This is a genomic window from Arcobacter sp. L (assembly GCF_000284235.1).
Taxonomy (GTDB): Bacteria; Campylobacterota; Campylobacteria; order Campylobacterales; family Arcobacteraceae; genus Aliarcobacter; species Aliarcobacter defluvii.
The window spans coordinates 2,218,228-2,241,346 of sequence record NC_017192.1 but is presented as its reverse complement, the minus strand read 5'-3'; the positions used below and the strand labels follow the sequence as shown (position 1 = coordinate 2,241,346).

The following is a 23,119-nucleotide window of genomic DNA, read 5'->3' as shown; positions in this document are numbered from 1 at the left end:
AATGACTTTAGAAGAAATAAATAAAAGAATAAATAAAGATATAACTAAGATGGATTTACCTCAATCAATACGTGCAATAATTGTATATTTAAAGATGTATCATCCTAATGAAATTGAAGAAAATTTATATAAAAAAATTATATTTAAATCAAATCATAGTTTAAGTTTTCCAAAATCAGAAGTTAATTATGTAAATTTTATTGATTTACAAAACGGTGTGGAAGTAGAAGTTACGTTAAATTTTTTGAGTATTTTTGGCTCATCATCACCACTTCCTACTCATTATAGTGAAATGGTTTTATCAAGTTTTGATAGTGATAAAATTTTATATGATTTTTTAAATTTATTTAATCATCATCTACAAAAATTTATTTATCCAATATGGGAAAAACATAGATATTATGTTCAATATAAACAAGATTTAAGTGACAGATTTTCTAAATATATTTTGTCTTTTTTAGGTTTATATACAAATACAGAAAATAGTTTATTGAATTTTTCAAAACTTATTCCTTTTCTTGGTATATTGATGATGAAAAATAAATCATCTTCAACCTTAGAAACAATTTTAAAACATTATTTAAATCATGAAAATATAGAGATTATTCAATGTATAAAAGAAAAGTATATTATACCTTCTTTTCAAAATAGTTTACTTGGTTTTAATAATTCATCTCTTGGTCAAGATTTTTTAATTGGAGAGTATGTAATAAGTAGAAATAACAAATTTAGAATAGTATTAAAAGATGTTGATTATGAAGACTTACTTAAATATAGTATTTTAGGTGAAAAAAGTAAAGAACTTGATGAACTTATATTTTTTTGTATACGAGATTTATTTAGCTATGAATTAGTTTTAAATATAAAAAAAGAGAATAAAAAAAAATTTATTTTATCGAATAATAACAATTATCTAGGAATAAACCTTTGGTTAGGGAACTCAAGTGTCGATGAAGATATATTAGTAATAAAAAAGGAGAAATATGAAAATTGAATTAAAAGAATTAATTGATGCATTAAATTATAGAACAAAAAATTATTTAGAAAAAGCAGCACAAAGAACAATCGAAAGAATGGGAAATGAAATTATTGTTGAAGATTTATTTTATGCAATGCTTTTAGAAGAGGAGAGTTTACTTTTTAAAATAATAGATCAATATAATTTAAATTTAAAAGAATTTCAGAATATTATAGAAAATAGTTCTAAATTATCAATAACAGAAAGTACAAATCCAGTATTTTCCAACATGTTAATACAACTTCTTGAAGATTCTTATTTTTATTCAATTTTTAATTTTTCATCTAAAGATATTACAGAAAATTCTCTAGTATTATCATTTTTTGAGAATATTTATAAATATTCTAAAACAAAATATTTTACTATCTTCAAAGATGTCAATTATGATGAATTAAAAAAATTAATCCTAACAGAAAAAGATACTTTAGATAAAAAGGCTACTCAAAGTAAAAGCACTAGAGAAAAAACATCTTTATTAGAACAATATACTGTAAATCTTACAAATTTAGCAAAAGAAGAAAAGTTAGATTCAGTTTTATGTAGAGAGGATGAAATAAGTCAAGTTATAGATATTTTATTAAGAAGAAGAAAAAATAATCCAATTTTAGTAGGTGAAGCTGGGGTAGGAAAAACAGCAGTAGCTGAAGGTTTAGCAATAAAGATAATAAAAAAACAAGTACCTAAAGAGTTATATTATGCAGAAATATTATCTTTAGATATGGGTATCTTACAAGCAGGTGCTAGTGTTAAAGGTGAATTTGAAAAACGACTTCAAGGTATTATAAAAGAAATTCAATCAAGTAGTAAGTTTATTATTTTATTTATTGACGAAGCCCATACTTTGATTGGCTCTGGTAATAGTGAAGGCAGTTCAGATGCTGCGAATCTTTTAAAACCTGCTTTATCAAGAGGAGAACTAAGAACTTTAGCTGCAACTACTTGGCTTGAATATAGAAAATATTTTGAAAAAGATGCTGCACTTTCAAGAAGATTCCAAAAAGTAAATATCTTTGAACCATCAGTTGAAGAAACAACGACAATATTAAGAGGATTATCAAAAAAATATGAAGAATCACATAATGTGTATATTGAAGATGAAGCTTTATTTAGTGCTTCATTTTTATCTGCAAGATATATAAATGGTAGGCAATTGCCAGATAAAGCAATAGATGTTTTAGATACAGCTTGTACAAATGTAAAGATTATGAGAACAAATCTTCCTAAAGATTTACAAGTTATAGAAGTTCAACTTGAAGAAAAAAATAGAGAGTTAGAAAGTTTATCAAGAGATAATGATAATAGTATAAAAGATTATAAAAAAGAAATTAAAAAATTAGAACTTGAAATCAAAAATCTAAAAAACAAATATAAAAAAATAGAAGAACAAAAAACTGATTCTTCTCCAAATGTTACAAAAGAAGATATTGCAAAAGTAGTTTCATCTTGGACAGGAATTCCTTTAGGAAATATGATTCAAGAGCAGATGAAAAATATTTTAAATTTATCAGAAAATTTAAAAAAAAGAGTTATAGGACAAGAAAAATCAGTTGAATTTTTAAGTAAATTCCTACAAGTCTCAATTGCTGGTTTAAAAAAAGAAAATTCTCCTAATGGAGTTTTCCTTCTTGTTGGACCAAGTGGTGTAGGAAAAACAGAAACAGCAAGATCTGTAGCAGAATTATTATATGGAAGTGAAAGATTTCTAACTGTAATTAATATGACAGAATTTCAAGAAAAACACGCAATTTCAAGATTAATTGGTTCTCCTCCTGGATATGTTGGGTATTCTGAAGGAGGGCAATTAACAGATTTTGTAAGGATAAGACCATATAGTGTTGTTTTATTGGATGAAATAGAAAAAGCACATCCTGATATTTTAAATTTATTTTATCAAATTTTTGATAGAGGTGAAGTATCTGATTCAGAAGGACGAATTATAGATTTCAAAAATACAATAATTTTTTTGACTTCAAATTTAGCTACAGAAATAATTACAGAATTATGTCTAACTAAAACAGAATATTCATTGGATGAAATAAATGAGTATATTACTCCAACTTTAAGTAATTATTTAAAAGCAGCATTATTAGGAAGAATGAATGTTGTTCCATTTTTAAATTTAAAAGAAGAAGCTTTAAAACAAATAGTTGAATTAAAATTTAGTAGTATAAAAAAACAATTACATAAACGAGATATTAGTTTAAAAATAGAAGATTCTTTATTAAATCATATTGTTTCCATATCAAATACTATAGATACGGGTGCAAGAAATATAGATTATATAATTAATATGAATGTATTACCAAAAATATCAAATTATATTATTAATGCAAGTTTAAATAAAACTAAAATCAAATATATAGATGTTTCTTTAGATAATAATTTAAATATAATAATAAAATGAAATTAGTTATATAATTATTATATAATGCAAATTTGACTAATATATAAAAATACTTTAAGGAGAAAAAATGAAACTTATTAAAAATTTACTTTTTACAATAATAATGTTATCTGTTTCTTTATTACTTGTTTCTTGTTCAAAATATAGTGTGGCATATCAACCATTATATAGCGCTAAACCTACTATTAAAAATTTAGAGGAAAAATAAAGAAATGCAATTATTATTTGAAATAATTAATGAAAATAATAGAACAAATAATATTTTTAGATTAGAAAATAAAGATGCAATTATTGGTCGTTCTATTCAATCAGATTGGCAGTTGTATGATGAAATGTGTCATATCTCAGGCAAACATATTTTAATTGAATATAAAGATGGATTATATTTTTTAACTGATATTAGTACAAATGGAACATTTCTTAAAAATCCATATAAAAAATTGCCTAAAGATATTCCAATAAAAATAAATACTAATGATATTTATATAATTGGTAATTATGAAATAAAAGTTAAGTTTTTAGAACAAGAAGCCTCTTTAAAAAGTCTATCTTCTTTTGATTATCTTCTTAATAATGAAAAAAGTATGAATAATCAAATGATTATTCCTGATGATGATTTTTTACTTGAAGATAGTTCAGTTATGAATAATAGTTTTATAAAAGAAGAAAAAAAAATAAATACAAATAATTTCTTTGATATTTATGAAAACAATGAAAATAAAATATTTGATATATTAAATTCTAGTAGTTCTTTAGAAGAAGAAAATTATGAAGATAATATTCCAAGTTTTGATGTATTAAATGAACATTTAGATACTTCATCATATAAAATAGAGACAATGGAAGAAGGAATAGAATGTGAAATTGAAGATGAAATTATTGAAATAAAAAATAGTGAAGTCAATAATGAAATTCTTTCTCAACTAGAACAAAGATTAGGTATAAAAATAAGTAAATTATCAAAAGTAGAACAAAAAAAAGTAATAGATGAAATAGTTGATATTGTTTTAAATACAATTACTGGATTAAGAAATTCTTTGGCAATTAAAGATAAATTTTTGTCAGATATGAATTTAGAGAAATTAATTTCAAATAATGATGATTTAAACCCAATAAAAAAAGGTAAAAATGAATCTTTAATGACTTTATTAAATACATCAAATGAAGTTATTACTATTTCTCAAGCAGTAAAAAATTCTTTCATGGACTTAGATAATCATAATTTAGTTGTAAATTCTAATATAAATTTTACTATTTCTAATACAATAGAAGAATTTTCTCCTGAAAATGTTCTTAATAAATTAGATAAAAATTCTAAATATAAATCATATCTACCAAAAAAATTCCAAATATGGGATTTATATATCAAAGACTATGAAAATCTAAAAAGTGAAAATAGTGAAATTTTCAATAAACTTAAAAATAACTATTCAAGAGAATATATTGATTTATTGAATAGTTTAAAAACATCAAAAATATAGAGGGAGTAATAATGTATAGGAATTTTGGTAGGTTTATATTAATTTTAATAAGTACATTTTTTATAATTGGGTGTGCAAAAGATCCAACACATTTAGAATTGGTATTAAAATCAGGAGATAAACTAAATCTAGATATTGATGATCGTTCTTCACCTTTAATGGTCACTTTCTATGAATTAGAATCAGCAGAAAAATTTATGAAATATGATTATTGGACAATACTTGATGATAAAGAAAGTTTAAAAAATGATTTGATTTCTCAATCAAAACATGTGATTTTAGCAAATCAACTTCAAAACTATAAAATAGCTTTCAATGATAAAGCTAGATATTTAGGTATTTTATGTAATTTTAGAATAATAGATAACGATTATACTTGGAAAAGTGTTATTGATTTAAAAAAGAGTTCTTATAATTTTGGAGAGTTTGAAATTAATAAATTTAATATGCAAAGAGTAGATAATGGAAAATAGAGTAGTTTGGAGAGAAGGACTTTTTATAAAACCACAACATTTCCAACAAAATGATAGATATTTTACTTATGAATTAGCTCAAAGAACTTCAATGTCTAGAGAAAATAATTGGGGATTTTATAATTTACAAATTGATGAACATCTTTTATCTACAGGTAAATTACTTATAACAAAAGCTTCTGGATTGTTGTTTGATGGAACTTATTTTGAGATTAATTCAGAAAATAATAGTTTAATTTTAGATATTAAAAGTAATTATTTAAATAAAGTTGTATATTTGGCTTTGCCTATAAATATAAAAAACAGTGATGAGGTATATTTTGAGGAACAAAAAAATATGCAAACTAGACTTAAAGCAAGAACGATTGAAAATATTCCAAATATAAATTCAGGTGAAACGAGTATTAGTGATATTCTAATTGCAGAATATAACTTTAGATTACTTTTTGAAGATGATTTAGATGCAAGATTTATATATTTACCTATTTGTAAAATTGCAGATATTTCACTTAATGGAACAATATCTTTAGATAATGATTTTTTACCTACTTATTTAGATATACAAGTTGCTAATAAGCTATATACTCAAACTAAAGAAATTCTAGAAATTATTGGTTTTAGAGCTGAAAAATTATCACAAAAAGTAACTGATTCTGTTATGAAGAATACTCAAATTGGAGATTATCTTTTACTTCAACTTCTAAATAAATATGAAAGTCGAATACATTATTTATTAACACAAAATAGAATTCATCCTGATAAAATATTTATTGATTTAGTATCTTTAACAAGTGAGTTGGCTGTTTTTATGAAGAAAGAGAAAAGGTTATTAAATCAATTTAATTATAATCATAATGAACAGTATGAAAGTTTTAAAAGATTGTTTGACGAATTAAAAAATATGTTAACAATGGTACTAGAACAAAATAGTATATCTTTACAAATTGAAAAAAGAAAATATGGAATACATATTGTTCCTATTCAAGATAAAGAACTAATCAAAAATTCGTATTTTATTTTCTCTGTTTCAGCTGATATTAGTGCTGATAAAATTAAAGAAATTTTGATAAATGGATTGAAATTTGGGACAGTTGAAAATATAAAAAATTTGGTTAATTATCATCTTATAGGCTTTAAAATCAAGCCTTTAGCAACAGCTCCCAAAGAGATTCCTTATAAAGTTAATCATTTATATTTTAAATTAGAGTTAACAGAAGAAAACCTAAAAGAGTTATTAAAATCTGCTGCATTTGCATTTCACTTATCTACTGAAATTCCAAATGTAGAATATGCTTTATGGGCAATAAAAAATAATTAAAGAAGAGTTTATGAATAATAGTACAGTATTAATTTCAAAAGATGTTAATAAACAAAAAATAACAAATTTCAAAAAAGAAAATAGTTTTAGTGAATTTAAAAACAAAGCAATATATAAAAATGATATAAAAGAAAAAGATTTTCAAAATGTATCGTTTAATCCATTTTTATTAGTTGCAACTCCCTTAATAGAATCTGTTTTAGAATTAAAAGAAAATTCAAAAGAATTAAATATGGATGATATAAGAGATGAATTTATTGCAAAAATAAATACTTTTAATGAGTTGGCAGTTGAAAATAAAATAGAAAATATGGAAATATTAGTAGCAAGATATATTTTATGTACATTTATTGATGAGATTGTAAATAGTACATTTTCAAATAATGATAGTTGGTTTAATAAAAGTTTATTAAATATATTCCACAATGAAACTTATGGTGGAGAAAACTTTTTTCACTTAATGGATAAATTTTTAAAAACACCTGCAAAATATATAAATATATTAGAACTTATGTATATTTGTTTATCTTTAGGATTTCTTGGTAAATATCGAGTGGTAGATAGAGGTGAAATGGAAATAAATAATATAAAAGATAGTCTCTATAAACAAATAAAAATTGTCCAAGGAAGAGATCCTATCAAATTTTATACTAAAGTTGAACCAATAAAAAGAAGATATAAACTTTTTAATAAAATATCTTATCCTTTATTACTCACTTTTATTTTCTTATTATTAACTACTTTTTTCATATTTTTAAGTTATAGATTATATGAGAAAAATGAAAATTTTTTAAATTTAATTAATAATATTTCAAATACTAACATTCAGAAAAATATAGAGGAAACAAAAAATGATAAATTTTAATTTTAAAAAGATTTCAATTTGGGCTATTACAATATCTTTAGTTATATCTTTGTCAATTATTTTCATTACACCTTTTATATTTGAAAGTTTTAAAGATTTATCTTTTAGATTATTGATTTCATTTACTATTTTTTTTCTTACAGTAATAATATTATTATTGATTTCTTTACTAAGAAAAAAAGAAACACAAGAAGTTTTAGAAGAAAGAATTTTGAGAAATGAATATAAAAAAATTATTAATAAAAAAATAAAGAGTTTAAAATCTAAGTTTAATAAAGCATTGAGAATAGTCAAAAATTCTTCTATCTATCGATTTAAATCAAAGTATGAATTGCCTTGGTATTTAATAATGGGTGAAAAATTAGAAGGTAAAACTTCTTTTATTGAGTCTTCAGGTTTAAATTTCCCTATCAATTATGAAGATACTTATCAAAATGAAGAAGACGAAAAATTTAAATGGTATTTTGCTGAACATTCAATTTTTGTTGATTTACCAGGAAATTATATTCAACAAAAAGATAATCCAGAAGATCCTATCATTTGGAAATACTTTTTAAAATTCTTTATAAAAAGGAGATGGAAAAGACCAATAAATGGAATCATTTTAGCTATTAGTATAGATACTTTACAAAATAAAAACAATAAAGAGTTAGATAATTTTGCAAAAAATCTAAGAGATAGATTTGATGAATTATCTAGTGCTTTTATGTCTAGTATACCTATTTATATTTTGATTACAAAAACTGATAAAGTAGAAGGATTTGAAAACTATTTTAATAATTTAAATGGTGATGAAAAAGATGAAATATTAGGTGTTACTTTTGAAGAAGAGAGTTTAAATGATAATAATATAACTCAAGATTTTTCTTCATTATTAAAAAGATTAAATTCTTCTATTTTAGATAAGATGCATTTTGAATGGGATTTAGATAACAGAGGTAAGATTTTTTTATTTACTGAAAAAATGTCTCAAATTTTGTCAAAAATAAATTATTTTGTAGATACTTGTTTTACTGAAACAAGATATAGAAAACCTTTGATGTTAAGAGGTGTATATTTTACTTCTATTAAAAAAGATTATGAATCAAGTGGAAAATCAAAAGCTTTATTTGTTAAAAAACTTCTTGAAAATGTAATTTTTGAAGAATCAGAAATTGGAAAAATTGATGAAAACTATAAGAAAAAAGTAAAAAGAAATCAAATAATTTCTTATGTTGCAAGTTTAACTTTTCTTATTTTTTGTGGTTTTTTTATGATGAATAATTTTATAAATACTAATGAAAAACTTAATGAATTAGAAAATAGCTATAAAGAGTATTCTAATCTAAGAAATATAGTTGATTATAAAAGTGAGTTTAAAGATAGTAATAAGTTATTTAATCTAGTAAATAAAATTCAAAAAGATGAATTTGAATTAAGAAACAACTCTTTTTTTAACTCTTTTATTTTTAAATATAAAGATAGAAGTGAAGAATTAAAAAGATTATATTATAGTGATTTATTAAGAATATTATTACCACAAGTTGCAAATAAAATACAAAATAACATTACTATTAATTTAGATGATTTTTCAAAAACATGGGATAGTACAAAAGCATATTTAATGCTAGAGATTTTGGAAAAAAGAGATAAAGATTTTTTAATTACATATATGAGTAATGATTGGAATCAAACATATTCAAAAGATGAAATATTAAAAAATGACTTATTATCTCATTGGAAGTATCTTTTAAATGAAGGATTTAATTCCTTTGATACATCTAAACAAGTTATTGAAACAGCAAGAAATAGATTGATTCAATTAAGTGCAGAAAGATTGACTTATGAAGATTGGAAAAGTAAATTTTCTTATTTGAGCTCGAAAGATTTTTCTTTTGAAAAAGTTTTGGGAAATAATAGTTCATTATTTATTGGTTCAGATATAAAAATACCAGGGTTATTTACTAAATTAGGTTATGAAGCTGTTGTTTTAGATGGAAAAAGAGTTTTAAATGATATTTTATTAAATAATTGGGTTATAGGACAAAAAGTTGATTTAAATGAAAAAGAAAAAGATGAATATTTTGAAAAAATTATGAGTTTTTATTTTAATGATTATAAAACTTTTTGGAATGAAGCTTTAATTAATTTGAATATTATATCTTATGATGAAATTGAAAAATTAAATGAACAATTAGCCATATTAACTTCTAGTGATTCTCCTATTCTTATTATATTGAAACATTTAAAAGAGAATACAGAACTTTATTCATCTTCTGAAAAAGTAAAAGATACATTAGATATAAATAATCAAACTATTTCTGAATTAACATCAAATATTGCATTAAATAAATTAGATAATTTTGATGTGAATAGTGTTTCAATGATAAGAGAATTTTTTAAACCATATAATGATTTATTAGATGAAAAATATCAATCAAAAAATCTTTTGAATACATTATTTGAGGAGTTTAATAAAACTTATGAAATTATGAGCAATATAAATGGTTCTGTAAATTTTGAAGAGGATGCTTTTAAAATAGTTTCAAATAGAGTTCATGGAAAAGTTGCTCCTCTTTTAAATCAACTAAAACTAATGCCTCCACAGGTAAAAAAATGGTATGAAGTTGTTATGCAGGGTAATCTAGTATTTATTTCAAAAGGTGCAAAATCTTATATAAATAAAAAATACAGAAGAATGGTTTTATCTTTTTATAAAGAAAGAATAAAAGGAAAATATCCTGCTGATATAACTAATGATGATAATTTTATAAAACTTGATGATTTCAATGAATTTTTTAGAAAAGATGGTGTTTTAGATAATTTTTATAAAGAATATATTTCAGGTTTTATCGATATAGATTATGAAAAATCAACAGCAAGAGCAAGAAATATTGATGGTAATAAATTGAATTTCTCAAAAGAATTTATTAATAGTTTAATAAAAGCACAAAATATTAGAAATGTATTTTTTAAGAATGATGGTAGTTTTGGAACGATTTTTAGTATTAAACCTCATACTTTAGGTGAAAATTTAGCAACAGCTGAGATAACATTTGATAATACTTCTATTGTTTATGAACATGGACCAATTATTATGAAAAAAATAAATTGGCCTAGTGATTCTTTGAATAGTTCTGTAAAACTTAAACTATATGATTTAAGTAATAAAATTGTTGTAGAAGATTATATAAATAATGATTGGGCTTTATTTAAATTTATTGACAAATCAAAAAATTTAACAGTTAAAGATGATTCTTTAATCGTATCTTTTGAAAAATATGATTTTAAAAGTTCCTTTGAAATAGGTGGTGTTTCTAGATTATATAATAGTGGAAATACTTTATCTTTCTCAATACCAAATAATATATAAAAATGGAAAATATAGTATTAAATAATAGATATATTATAGAAAAAAAGATATCACAAGGAGGCTTTTGTGATATCTTTTTGGGAAGAGATATTTATGATAACTATTTTAATAATTTTTCAAAAGTTGTAATTAAAGTACCAACTAAAGAACTTTTACAAAAAGAAGATATTGATGCTTTTATGTATGCAGAATATTCTATTTTAAAAAAATTAAGTTCAAAAAATATTGTAAAAGTTTTTGATTTTGGCATAGATCCTCAAAAAGTTATTCCTTATATAGTAATGGAATACTTGGATGGGAAATTGCTTAATGATATATCTATTAGTGATTTGAGTCTAAAAGATAAATATATAATATTTAAAGAACTAATTAAAACTCTAAAATATTTATATAAAAATAATATAGTTCATTGTGATATTTCTCCTTATAATATCTATATTTTTGAAGATGATTTAATTTTATTTGATTTTGGTATTTCAAAAGATTTATCAAATAACACTATTTCATTTAATAGAGAAAATTATATTGCAATGAATAAAAAATATAGCTCACCAAATATTATTAAAGATAAAGTAAATTTTGATTTTGATATCTATTCTGTATCTATAATAATATATGAATTTATTATTGGTAGTTCCTTAAATAAAGATGAAATAGAAAATTTACAAAAAAAAGAATTTAAAAGTTATTTCTTTAAAACTATTAAATTTATATTAAGCATATTGATTAAAAGGAATTAAGAATGGAATTTAATAAAGCAACTATGGAAAAGATAAATGAAATTTCTAATTTTATGTATGAATCAATAAATAAACTTGATAGTAAAGCGACATTGCAAAAAGTAAAAGGTAGAATAAAATTATTAAACTATAAGCAAGAAGAGATAAAAGGATTAATAGAAGAGGATTATTCAATTTATTCTTTAACAGGGAATAGTAATATAGATGAAATATATAGTTTTAATGTATCTTTTATAAGTAATGAATTTTTAAATATTGATTTATTATTAGATACTGATGTAGAAATTATAATTGAAGATTTAATAAATTTAAGAATAAAAAAAAATATATTTGGAAAAATTTGTAAAATAGAAGAAGATTCAATTGTTGCAAAAAAATATATGTATAAAATTGAAGTAGTACATCCTTTATATTATTTAAACTTTACAAATAAATATGAAATATTTCAGAATAAAAAATTTGAAGATATTATTTATGAAATAATACAAAGATATTCAGCATTATTAAATACATCTTTAGAGATAAGAATAGATAAAGATAAAACACCAATAAGAGAATATACAACTCAATATAATCAAAGTGATTTAGATTTTATAATGATGTTAGCTCAAACAGAAGGATATAATTTAATATTTGATTATAGTAATAATCAACCATATAAAGTAATACTATGCCAATTAAATGATTATGCTTTAGTAAATCCAGTAATAAAATCAATTTCTAATTTTAATATAATCAAAAAATTTAATGCAACTTCTCATATAGAGGATTATTATGATTATAATAGACCAAGTAAAGAATATAAAATAAATAGTAATGTATATAAAGAAAATGAAGAAGAAAATCCAAATAGTAAACAATTACAACAAGAATTAAAAGTAGAAAAATTAAAAGATAAATTGAATCTATTAAATGAGAGTTATTATGAAGATTTAACTAGATATAGTAATATAGATTCATTAAGAGAAACTTCAAAAATAAAAACAATAAAAGCTTATTCAAAAGAGATACAACTAAAAGATAGTTTATTAGTAGAACTATATGATGATAAAGTAAATAAATCAAAAGAAGTAATAATATTAGGAGTGAAATATAAAGCATACTTTCCAAATGCTTTAGATGAATATACAACTTTAAATCAAACCTTACAATATGAAGTAGAAGTAACTTGTATTCCAAAAGAAATAATATATAAACCAAATAAAACAATAAAACAATCAAAAATATATGGAATACAAACAGCAATAGTTTCAAATAATGAGAATAATTTAAAAGAAGAAGAGAATAATATAGATGTAGATGAACAAGGAAGAGTAAGAGTGGTGTTTCATTTTGAAAGAAATAAAACAACATCTTGTTACTTAAGAGTGTCAAATATTTCAAGTGGAAATAACTATGGTTCAATGTTTATACCAAGAGTAAATAGTGAAGTAATAGTAAGCTTTATAAATGGAGACCCCGATAAACCAATAATAATAGGGAGCTTATATAATGGTGAGAATAAAATAGCACATTCTTTGCCAAATAATAAAACGAAAAGTTATATAAGAACATATACGACACCACAATATGAAGATGAAATAGGATTTAATGAGATATTGTTTGAAGATAAACAAGGAGAAGAAGAATTAAATATAAAAGCACAAAGAGATATGAACTCTTTAATACAAAATGATGAGACAAGAATAGTAAAACATAATCAAAAGATAATAATAGAGAATGATAAGATAGAAGATATAAAAAGAGATTCAAAAATAATAATAAATAATGAACAAATAGTAGAAGTAAAATCAAATAGTAAAGAGAAGATAGAGAAAGATAAAGAATTAACAGTTGAAGAGGATTATGATATTAATGTTAACAAAAATCTTAATCTTTTGGTTAATGATAATTTAAATATTTATACAGAAAATAATCTAATAAGCACAATAAAAAATATATTACATATTTATGTTGAAAAAGATAAGCAAGAAAAATTTCTTCAAAATTTATATCAAGAAGTAGTAAAAGATTTTGGGTTAGAAATAGATAATGATTTTTATATAAATTCAAAAGAGATAAAAAAAGAGGTACATAAAGAAGTAAATCTAAATGGCAAAGAAGAAATAGTATTAAGATGTGGAAATAATTCAATATCAATAAATAGTAGTGGAATATATTTTCATACATTAAATTTTAATAGTAATAGTGCATATGATGGAATAGTAGCAAATAATGCACAAATCGTAAAAAGTTTATTTAATTTAGATTTTGAAGGTCAATAATGAAAGAATATTTTATAAATGAAGAGATAACTTTAAAAGCACAAACATTAGGTATAAAAGAAGGAAAAGAATTAGATTTAGAACTAATAATGCTCGAAAGCTACTCTGGAAGTAAAATAAAAATAAATGATTTGAAAAATAAAAGTTTTGAAGAGATTAAACTAAAAAAATCTACCAAAAATGAAGATGATGAATTAAAAATAGAAAATTTTCAACAAATAATACAAGATAAAGTATCAGTAGAAAATGGTGAAGTAAGATATAGTTTTAAAATAGAAGATAAAGTAGAAAAAAATGAAGATATAAGAAAAGTAAATTATATTATAGGTTGGATAGATTTAGATGCAGATGGTATTAGAGAATATGATGAAGCAGTAATAATAAAAATAAATCATAGATTATCTAAAGAAACTCTTAGATTGGGGATATTTTTTGATGGAACAGGAAATGATATAAGTGATGAAAAACTAAAAGAAAATGCCTTATCAAATGTAAGAAAACTTTTTGAAGTCTATCCAAATCCTTTAGTGGAAACAAGTGAAAAACAAAGATTAGAAGATGAAGAGTATAAAAAGAAAAATGGGAATTATCCAGAGAGAGAAAAAGTAATCGTTACAAATAGAGAAATTTTTCCACAAACAATGTGTGCATATGTAAGAGGAGTTGGTTCAATATCTAGTACACAAGATAAAGATTGGTTTGGTGGAGGAGCATTTGGAAGTGGAGGGGAAATTAGAATAAAAGGGATGTTGTATTATATAAATACTGCAATAGAAGAATATGTAAAAGAATACCGAAAAAATGAAAATATAGATTATTATCCAGTAAACTTAGAGTTTGATATATTTGGATTTTCAAGAGGAGCAGCCCTTGCTAGGCACTTTGTAAATCTTTTAAAACAACATGGTATCAGATATGATGAAAAGCTTTTATATCATCATTCAAAAGTAAAAATAAGAACTTTAAATGTTTTTGATACAGTAGCTTCTTTTGGGAAGCCAGGAAATGATATAAATATTGCATATAGCTTTCATATAGAGCCATCATATATAGTAGATAAATTACACCATTTTTTAGCAGATGATGAATTTAGGATAAATTTCCCAGCACATTTAATATCAAACAATGATAAACAATATCCAATAGATTTGATTAAAGATAAATTTGAAGAAATAGTGTTCTTAGGTGCTCACTCAGATATAGGGGGAGGGTATCCCAGTAAATTAGAACATAATATATCAAATAATGAACTCTCGAAATATTATTTAAATAAGATGTATATTAAGTGTAAAGAAGTAGGACTCCCTTTAAATAATGTTCCAGAAAATAGTGATTGGCAATATAATAAAGAAGTAGAGAAAATTTTAGAAAATTTTAATAATTTATATGGTGCATATCCAACTTTAAAAATATCTCATAAAAAATTAAGAGAAAAGCAAGCCTACTTATCAGATATAGAAATATCAAATAAAATAGAAGCTATAGAAGCAGTGACTAGAATAGGTGGAATAGGAAATATATATAATGAAAAAATAGATAAAAAATTACAAGAGCTAAAAGCTAAAAAAAATATTTTTTCTAAAATAGACCCAAATGAGTTAAAAGATGAGATAGCAGAATTAACTGATATTTTTAATAGTAAAAGTAAAGCAGAAGAGTTTATAGAGTTAAGTAACTATTTTCATGATAAATATATACATATATCTTATATGAAAGATATAGGGATGAATCCAAGAAATAAAAATAAAAGATATCATAGAGAATATTTTAGAACAGAGTTTGAAAAAGTTGATAAAGAAAATGCAAAGATATTTTACTCTCAAATAGATATTTTAGAAGATAAAAATAAAATAATAGGATAAAAAGGAATAACAGATGAAAAGAAATATATTTCTACTTGTAATAATTCAAAGTTTAATAATAGGATGCTCGCCATTTGAATCAAATAAAGGAACCTATACTACAACAACTTACTTTGAACCATTAAGATATGATAAAAATAATGGTGGTTATATGATAAGAGATACAGAAAGAATTAGTTTTAGTCTTGATCTAATAGATAAAGAGCGTAATAAAGATGTACAAAAAGTTCCTGCAGATATACCATTTCTTGCTTACTGGAAAATAGGGAGGAATCCCTTGGGGATGGATCCAGATTATAAAGAGTGTGGGGAGAAGCCAAGATTAGCGAAGTATAAATTAGAATTAGGAGAAGAGTATAGAGAAAAAGAGATGGAAGAATATTTTGAAAAATTTGATTTATACAGAGCATGTACAGATAATGTAACAGAAACCTTCAATTCTCAAACAACATATAAATACTACTACGCAAAAATGCCAGAGAATCATGAAGTAATATATCCAGCTAAAAGTGATATGTATTATAGATGGAATTTGTCTTTTTATATCGGAGGAGTAAATGATTTGAGTATAGAAGCAGTACCAAATGAATATAAAAGAACTCTTGAGAAATTAAGAACACATGAATGTCATAAATGGGGAGATCCAATTTGTTATGATTTGCCAAATGGAGATAAGAATATATATTATGCAATAAATGAAGAATCATATATTATAGAAGATAATAAAAAAGTTCCTAAAAATAGATACTCAATGGATGTAAGAGTGTCAGAGCCATTAAATTGGATAGAAATAGTAGGTATAGAGATAAATAAAGATATGTTTGATTATCTAGAAAAAGTTTGTAAAAGAACTTTTTTCTGTCATTTTAATGATTACCCAGGAGATTTAACAGCAGAACAAAAAGATTATGTAGAAAAAGTAAAATGGAGTAAAGATTTAAAATGGGTAGAGAAAATAAAAGAATAGGATAAAAGATGAAAAGAAATATATTTCTACTTGTAATAATTCAAAGTTTAATAATAGGATGCTCGCCATTTGAATCAAATAAAGGAACCTATACTACAACAACTTACTTTGAACCATTAAGATATGATAAAAATAATGGTGGTTATATGATAAGAGATACAGAAAGAATTAGTTTTAGTCTTGATCTAATAGATAAAGAGCGTAATAAAGATGTACAAAAAGTTCCTGCAGATATACCATTTCTTGCTTACTGGAAAATAGGGAGGAATCCCTTGGGGATGGATCCAGATTATAAAGAGTGTGGGGAATGGGTACCTTCTACTTTTAGTCCATCTAGTAGAGATATAAGTGTAGAACAGTGGGATAAAGAGAGTGAAATTCATGATGAAAAGTATTCAAAATATAAAGCTTGTAGAAGAAATATTACAGAAACCTTCAATCCTCAAACAACATATAAATACTACTACGCAAAAATGCCAGAGAATCATGAAGTAATATATCCAGCTAAAAGTGATATGTATTATAGATGGAATTTGTCTTTTTATATCGGAGGAGTAAATGATTTGAGTATAGAAGCAGTACCAAATGAATATAAAAGAACTCTTGAGAAATTAAGAACACATGAATGTCATAAATGGGGAGATCCAATTTGTTATGATTTGCCAAATGGAGATAAGAATATATATTATGCAATAAATGAAGAATCATATATTATAGAAGATAATAAAAAAGTTCCTAAAAATAGATACTCAATGGATGTAAGAGTGTCAGAGCCATTAAATTGGATAGAAATAGTAGGTATAGAGATAAATAAAGATATGTTTGATTATCTAGAAAAAGTTTGTAAAAGAACTTTTTTCTGTCATTTTAATGATTACCCAGGAGATTTAACAGCAGAACAAAAAGATTATGTAGAAAAAGTAAAATGGAGTAAAGATTTAAAATGGGTAGAGAAAGTAAAAGAATAGGATAACAGATGAAAAGAAACATATTTTTACTACTAATTATAAGTTTTATGACAGGATGTACAGCATTAAAATCAAATAAAGGGAGTTATACAACAACAACTTATTTGGAACCAATAAGATATGATAAAGAGAATGGTGGACATTTAGTTGTCAGTGAAAATAATACAAAACATGTTGTTTTTAAATTTAGACCAACAGATGATGAAAATAATAAAGAAGCCCAAAATGGATATGCAGAGTATCCATTTCTTGCTTACTGGAAAATAGGGCGAAATCCCTTGGGGATGGATCCAGATTATAAAGAGTGTGGAGAGGAACCAGAATTAGCAAAGTATAAATTAGAATTAGGAAAAGAGTATAGAGAAAAAGAGATGGAAATTTATTATCAGACTAAGAGAAAATACAGAGCATGTACAGATAATGTAACAGAAACCTTCAATTCTCAAACAACATATAAATACTACTACGCAAAAATGCCAGAGAATCATGAAGTAATATATCCAGCTAAAAGTGATATGTATTATAGATGGAATTTGTTTTTTTATATCGGAGGAGTAAATGATTTGAGTATAGAAGCAGTACCAAATGAATATAAAAGAACTCTTGAGAAATTAAGAACACATGAATGTCATAAATGGGGAGATCCAATTTGTTATGATTTGCCAAATGGAGATAAGAATATATATTATGCAATAAATGAAGAGTCATATATTATAGAAGATAATAAAAAAGTTCCTAAAAATAGATACTCAATGGATGTAAGAGTGTCAGAGCCATTAAATTGGATAGAAATAGTAGGTATAGAGATAAATAAAGATATGTTTGATTATCTAGAAAAAGTTTGTAAAAGAACTTTTTTCTGTCATTTTAATGATTACCCAGGAGATTTAACAGCAGAACAAAAAGATTATGTAGAAAAAGTAAAATGGAGTAAAGATTTAAAATGGGTAGAGAAAGTAAAAGAATAGGATAAAAGATGAAAAGAAATATATTTTTACTAATGATGGGATGCTTAGAGAGTGTTAGAAAATCTGTGTCAATTCTTGATATTATTTTATCAGATTGACAATGAAATTTCTACCTTCCTTTTGTATCAATTTTTGTTTTTCTTCAAACTCCACAGGTGATAAATTATTATTTGCATTATGACTTCTTTCTCTAGTATAAAATACTTCTATATATTCAAATATAGATCTTTTTGCTTATTCTTTTATATGATAAATCTCATGATATATCAATTTAGTTAATGTATGGAAAAAACTTTCTGTAAATGCATTCTCGAAGAGAGTGAAAGTACAAGATCATTACAATTTTCTTTTCGACTGATACTTCGAATTATTCCATATCTTTTTAGTAACTCTTTATATTCATAAGAAGCATACTGACTTTTTTTATCTATATGCCATAAAAGTTCTTTTTTTGGATTTATATCTTTGAAGCATCATTTATAAGTGAGATTTTATCTGTATTTCATTGTTGGTGGAGATGTGCGGGATTTAAAAAACTATTTTAAAGGGAATTTAGTGGCTATTGTTAAATATATACCCCTAAATAATACCCTAAATATTTTAGAAATAACTGATTCTAAATGGGATATCACCGAAAGCCCAAATTAATGTAGCAAGTATTAATGCTAAGTATCCAATTCTTTTATATTTCCCTGAACCATATGTTTCTAAAGAATATTTACCTTGTGTATTGATTAATTTTAATTCATGAAAACTAATATATGCACCAAAAATTGTTATTATTGCACCTAATCTTTGAAACCAGAAAAATTGTTTTTCTGTATTGTATTCTCTAATATCATAAACTATAAATTGCCCTAATAATGAACTTAAGACTAATATAAATAAAATCATATTTCGTCTAATTTTATTCTCTTCCATATTGCTCCTTGTATTATTATTGTTAATTATAGTAAAATAATAATAAGTTAGGAGTGAATATGTCTTATGAAAAAAATATTGATGTCATAAGTATTTATGGAATTTTAATTACTGTATTAGCTTTTTTGTTTGTGGTTAATTATTCTAGTGATGAATATGATATATTTGATTTATTAATTTCATTAATTGGTGTAAAGTTTTCAATTGAATGTTTTAAAAAAAAAGTTCTTAAGGATGAGTTTTCTATATTTTTAGGATTATTTATTTTAACTAGTAGTTTATTAACAATAATGCTTTTTATTATTAGTTTTTTTAAAAATAATTATTGTTTTTTTTCTGAAATTTGTATTGATAAATTTGAAATGATTGGAATTATATTTTGTTTTTTATTATCATTTATACTATGTTGTAAAGAAAGGATAAGTAGTTAAATTCTACTCATCCACTCATCAACTTTGTCAGAATCCCAAACCGTAATTCTAGGACTTATTTTTATAGGTTTAGGAAATTTTTCCTCTTTAACCCATAACCAAATTGTACTTTTTGCAATGCCAGTTTTATCCATTACATCTTTTATTCTTAAAAATTTTGCCATTTTGTTTCCTTATATTTTTACTGTTTAAACAAGGGAAATAAATTCCCTTATATTTGTATATATTTTTTTAGTTTTGTATATCTTGTGTTGGATTAACATTTAGAACTAATCCTCTTTTCCTAACCTCTTTATGTGCTACATAATAAATATCTTTATCTCTTTGAGATAGATGTTGTCTTTCTTTTGTTTTATCTAAGTAAACAAGCAAATCATAATCACTTAAATTTGCTACTGTTTCAGTTCTAAGTGGTTTAATTAGTTTTCCATCAGGAAAAAGTCTAAAATTCTCTTTTATTCCTGATTCATCTATTACATCAACTTCAATATAATCTTTTTTAATTTCTTTATTTGTAGTTGTTTTTTTAAATGTTTCTTTTGCTTTAAAATATAGTTCATTTAAAAATTCAGTATCTAAAGTTAAATTATTTATATATGCTTTTCTAAGTAAGGCTATATATTCAAATTCAAATTTATTTTCATTATAAATTGATATTTTTCTTTTTATTCTTTCTAATGGCAATTGATTTTGCAAAAAAGAATTTAATTCATAATTCTCTTTTATAAAATTCCAAATAGGCAAAGTATCTGCTCTATTTTTTGTATTATTTTCAATATCTTTAGTTGTAATATTTGAAATATCTACTAATCTAATATCTTCCATACTTTGTTGAAAAAGATTTTTTGCATTTAAAAATAAATCATCAATTGTATTTATATTAAATTGTTTTAAATGAGTTCTATGTAATTGAAACTCAACATTAAATATTGGTTGTTCAATATCAAAGTTATTATTTAAAAAATATTCATACATCAAATCTTTTTTGTTTGATTTTTTTAGTTCTTCTTTTTTATTATAGATTCTTAGTTTAAAAGGCTCTTTTCCAATATAAATAGTTTGAGTTGTATTTGCATTGCCAATTTCACTAATTGTTGAATAATTTCTTTTTCTTGTAACAAACATATCTTTAGTTATAAAAGATAAATCATATTGAATAAAAGAGTTTAAATCTACTCTTGTAATTGGTAAAAAATCAGTTATATAATCTTTAAGTAAAATAGTATTTATAAAATCAATTATACTTTTTATACCAATTGTATATATTCCAAAAGCTAAGAGTTGAACTCTAATATCGTTTAGTCCTTTGTTTTTATATTTATCTTTAAATCCAATTTTAAAAGTATCATTCATATCTTTAAACCAATGAAAACCTTCAGCTATTCCAATAAAATTTAATGGAATTTCATTTATTAAAATAGATAAATCTTTATTCTCAAATGCAATATCTTTTTTTGAAAACTTTCCTTTTTCTTCTTCTAATTGGTCTAATATTTCTAAATATAAATCATCATAACTTGTGTTTGATTCACAAAAATAATAGAGTGAATCAATACCACTTAATATTTTAATATCAGTCATTTTTTTTCCTTTTTTACGTTTAGAAAGGGGTGTTACTAAGAACCCCCTTTATCGGGCAAAGCCCTCAATGAATTTAGATACCAAAGAAGGTAATATTTCCATTAGCAAAAAAAGAGCATTTAACATCAACTTGCTCACCAATTTTATTCTCATAATCACTTAGTTTATTACTAGGGATAGTAATATCAAATAACTCATTTTTTCTTTCGTTGTTGTTTAAAAGAGTTTGACACATTAATTGAAGTTTTACTTTTCCCTCTTTAACTTCACCAGTTTCTTTATTTGTAAAATCAGCAGTTTTAAAAATGTTGATTAATTGACCTTGAACTATTACATTCATATTTTTTCCTTAGTTAAATTTTTAATTTGATTGACTGTTTAATACAGCAACTTTTTTCTTGATTTAACTAATCGATTAGTTTTTAATGTTATAACAGAGGAATTATTGCATTAGAAGAATAATTAAGTTTTATATTTTTTTCCAGTTTTTTTGGAAAAAGTTAGAAACTAATTAAAAATACTTATTTTTGAAGTAGAATAATCGTATAAAGTATCGTAATAAAAAGACCTTATAGGCTTAATTTCATGGGCTTTTTTATGATCAATTTGTATCTCAACTTCAAGTCTTGAAAAAAGATGTGAAATCATCTCACATAATAGAAATTTATTTTCAATATATTTAGGATATATTCCATTAAATATTTTTAAAGCAGCTGATTTATGTATCTTTTTTGGAGTAATTTTATAACTAGTAAATATTTCATATAGTTTTGAGATATAGGATCTATGTTTATAAAGAACATCTTTTTCTTGAATTTCATTATGATTTAATGAAAAAGAAAGTTTATATAAAAAGTTAATTCCTTGATCTTTATTTTCTTTTATCTTTTTAAAAATAGCTATGGCTATCTGATATTGCTCAACTTGATTTTCATCTTTCATTAATTTTGCATGATTCAAACTAAAATCTAAATTACTAATATATTTATCCATATATTTTATATCTTTTTCAAATTGATCTAAGCTAAATAATAAATTTGATCTAGATCGTTTTAGACCATTCAAATTCATTTTCATATATGATAGATGAGTAAGAATGGTAAATAAAATATATGAAATATCAGGAAATTGATATATTAGAGTTCTTTTTTCTTTTGGTATTTTTGCTATTTGATATTGAGTTAAATCAATATCTTTTTCTGATTTTATAGCAACATTTATAACAATATTTGCCACATCTTTTTCATTAAATCTAAAATAATCAGTTATTATTTCAATTATTTCATATATTTTATGATCATTAATATCAAAATTTTTATTAATTTTTATTATGTTAAATAAATCAAATTTTATTACTTTAAAGTTTATTTCAATGGGTATAATCTTAGTCATTTTGCCTTAATAGAATTGATAAATTAATGATATATGTTTTAGTATTAATCAGTATTCTATACTTGTTAAAATTTATTTGAATATACTAGTACTTAAATACTTATTTCTTGATTT

At 23.1% G+C, this 23,119-nt stretch carries 21 protein-coding genes; 15 read left to right on the top strand and 6 right to left on the bottom strand.

What is annotated here, in order from left to right:
- Nucleotide 1: 1 nt before the first annotated feature.
- The 14 genes from tssG (at nucleotide 2) to ABLL_RS10995 (ending at nucleotide 18,680) form a co-directional block, all read left to right on the top strand.
- A complete protein-coding gene (gene tssG, locus ABLL_RS11050; protein WP_014474893.1) occupies nucleotides 2–994 on the top strand; it encodes a type VI secretion system baseplate subunit TssG in 993 nt (330 codons plus the stop codon).
- Nucleotides 984–3,422: an AAA family ATPase gene (locus ABLL_RS11045; RefSeq protein ID WP_014474892.1), complete on the top strand. Its 2,439-nt coding sequence runs from the start codon at nucleotides 984–986 to the stop codon at nucleotides 3,420–3,422. Before tssG ends, ABLL_RS11045 begins: the two co-directional genes overlap by 11 nt.
- A gap of 67 nt (nucleotides 3,423–3,489) precedes the next feature.
- Nucleotides 3,490–3,630 (top strand): hypothetical protein, encoded by a 141-nt coding sequence (locus ABLL_RS15095; RefSeq protein ID WP_014474891.1) that lies wholly within the window; start codon nucleotides 3,490–3,492, stop codon nucleotides 3,628–3,630.
- A 4-nt stretch (nucleotides 3,631–3,634) separates the two neighbouring features.
- Nucleotides 3,635–4,903 carry a type VI secretion system-associated FHA domain protein TagH gene (gene tagH, locus ABLL_RS11040; RefSeq protein WP_014474890.1) on the top strand — a complete coding sequence of 423 codons (1,269 nt, stop codon included), beginning with the start codon at nucleotides 3,635–3,637 and terminating at the stop codon, nucleotides 4,901–4,903.
- An 11-nt stretch (nucleotides 4,904–4,914) separates the two neighbouring features.
- Nucleotides 4,915–5,376 carry a type VI secretion system lipoprotein TssJ gene (gene tssJ / locus ABLL_RS11035; RefSeq protein ID WP_014474889.1) on the top strand — a complete coding sequence of 154 codons (462 nt, stop codon included), beginning with the start codon at nucleotides 4,915–4,917 and terminating at the stop codon, nucleotides 5,374–5,376.
- Complete coding sequence (gene tssK, locus ABLL_RS11030) at nucleotides 5,366–6,694, top strand: type VI secretion system baseplate subunit TssK (protein ID WP_014474888.1); 1,329 nt, start codon at nucleotides 5,366–5,368, stop codon at nucleotides 6,692–6,694. The genes tssJ and tssK overlap by 11 nt, the downstream gene beginning before the upstream one ends.
- A 10-nt stretch (nucleotides 6,695–6,704) precedes the next feature.
- The gene (icmH, locus tag ABLL_RS11025; protein ID WP_014474887.1) at nucleotides 6,705–7,559 is read left to right on the top strand and encodes a type IVB secretion system protein IcmH/DotU; all 855 of its coding nucleotides are present in this window, start codon (nucleotides 6,705–6,707) and stop codon (nucleotides 7,557–7,559) included.
- Nucleotides 7,546–10,911: a type VI secretion system membrane subunit TssM gene (gene tssM / locus ABLL_RS11020; RefSeq protein WP_014474886.1), complete on the top strand. Its 3,366-nt coding sequence runs from the start codon at nucleotides 7,546–7,548 to the stop codon at nucleotides 10,909–10,911. Before icmH ends, tssM begins: the two co-directional genes overlap by 14 nt.
- 2 nt (nucleotides 10,912–10,913) lie before the next feature.
- Nucleotides 10,914–11,651 (top strand): serine/threonine-protein kinase, encoded by a 738-nt coding sequence (locus ABLL_RS11015; RefSeq protein ID WP_014474885.1) that lies wholly within the window; start codon nucleotides 10,914–10,916, stop codon nucleotides 11,649–11,651.
- Between the two features lie 2 nt (nucleotides 11,652–11,653).
- Complete coding sequence (locus tag ABLL_RS11010) at nucleotides 11,654–13,915, top strand: type VI secretion system Vgr family protein (RefSeq protein WP_014474884.1); 2,262 nt, start codon at nucleotides 11,654–11,656, stop codon at nucleotides 13,913–13,915.
- Complete coding sequence (locus tag ABLL_RS14785) at nucleotides 13,915–15,777, top strand: DUF2235 domain-containing protein (protein WP_014474883.1); 1,863 nt, start codon at nucleotides 13,915–13,917, stop codon at nucleotides 15,775–15,777. The genes ABLL_RS11010 and ABLL_RS14785 overlap by 1 nt, the downstream gene beginning before the upstream one ends.
- 13 nt (nucleotides 15,778–15,790) lie before the next feature.
- The gene (locus ABLL_RS11005) at nucleotides 15,791–16,744 is read left to right on the top strand and encodes a hypothetical protein (protein ID WP_014474882.1); all 954 of its coding nucleotides are present in this window, start codon (nucleotides 15,791–15,793) and stop codon (nucleotides 16,742–16,744) included.
- 8 nt (nucleotides 16,745–16,752) lie between these two features.
- Complete coding sequence (locus tag ABLL_RS11000) at nucleotides 16,753–17,712, top strand: hypothetical protein (RefSeq protein WP_014474881.1); 960 nt, start codon at nucleotides 16,753–16,755, stop codon at nucleotides 17,710–17,712.
- Between the two features lie 8 nt (nucleotides 17,713–17,720).
- On the top strand, nucleotides 17,721–18,680 hold the full coding sequence (locus ABLL_RS10995; RefSeq protein ID WP_014474880.1) for a hypothetical protein: 960 nt from the start codon (nucleotides 17,721–17,723) through the stop codon (nucleotides 18,678–18,680).
- Nucleotides 18,681–18,761: 81 nt separating this feature from the next.
- Here the strand turns inward: ABLL_RS10995 and ABLL_RS15265 are convergent, their stop codons facing one another.
- Both ABLL_RS15265 and ABLL_RS10990 read right to left on the bottom strand, forming a co-directional pair.
- Nucleotides 18,762–18,902 carry a hypothetical protein gene (locus ABLL_RS15265; RefSeq protein ID WP_371325621.1) on the bottom strand — a complete coding sequence of 47 codons (141 nt, stop codon included), beginning with the start codon at nucleotides 18,900–18,902 and terminating at the stop codon, nucleotides 18,762–18,764.
- 378 nt (nucleotides 18,903–19,280) lie between these two features.
- The gene (locus ABLL_RS10990) at nucleotides 19,281–19,601 is read right to left on the bottom strand and encodes a hypothetical protein (protein ID WP_014474879.1); all 321 of its coding nucleotides are present in this window, start codon (nucleotides 19,599–19,601) and stop codon (nucleotides 19,281–19,283) included.
- Between the two features lie 59 nt (nucleotides 19,602–19,660).
- Here ABLL_RS10990 and ABLL_RS10985 point away from each other — a divergent pair, with 59 nt between their 5' ends.
- Nucleotides 19,661–20,032 (top strand): hypothetical protein, encoded by a 372-nt coding sequence (locus ABLL_RS10985; protein ID WP_014474878.1) that lies wholly within the window; start codon nucleotides 19,661–19,663, stop codon nucleotides 20,030–20,032.
- Here ABLL_RS10985 and ABLL_RS10980 read toward each other — a convergent pair.
- The 4 genes from ABLL_RS10980 to ABLL_RS10965 all read right to left on the bottom strand — a co-directional run bounded on the left by ABLL_RS10980 (nucleotide 20,029) and on the right by ABLL_RS10965 (nucleotide 23,005).
- Nucleotides 20,029–20,196: an AlpA family transcriptional regulator gene (locus ABLL_RS10980; protein ID WP_014474877.1), complete on the bottom strand. Its 168-nt coding sequence runs from the start codon at nucleotides 20,194–20,196 to the stop codon at nucleotides 20,029–20,031. The genes ABLL_RS10985 and ABLL_RS10980 overlap by 4 nt on opposite strands.
- 67 nt (nucleotides 20,197–20,263) lie before the next feature.
- Complete coding sequence (locus ABLL_RS10975; RefSeq protein WP_014474876.1) at nucleotides 20,264–21,613, bottom strand: hypothetical protein; 1,350 nt, start codon at nucleotides 21,611–21,613, stop codon at nucleotides 20,264–20,266.
- 73 nt (nucleotides 21,614–21,686) lie between these two features.
- The gene (locus ABLL_RS10970; protein ID WP_014474875.1) at nucleotides 21,687–21,953 is read right to left on the bottom strand and encodes a hypothetical protein; all 267 of its coding nucleotides are present in this window, start codon (nucleotides 21,951–21,953) and stop codon (nucleotides 21,687–21,689) included.
- Between the two features lie 167 nt (nucleotides 21,954–22,120).
- Nucleotides 22,121–23,005 carry a hypothetical protein gene (locus ABLL_RS10965; protein WP_014474874.1) on the bottom strand — a complete coding sequence of 295 codons (885 nt, stop codon included), beginning with the start codon at nucleotides 23,003–23,005 and terminating at the stop codon, nucleotides 22,121–22,123.
- Nucleotides 23,006–23,119: the final 114 nt, after the last annotated feature.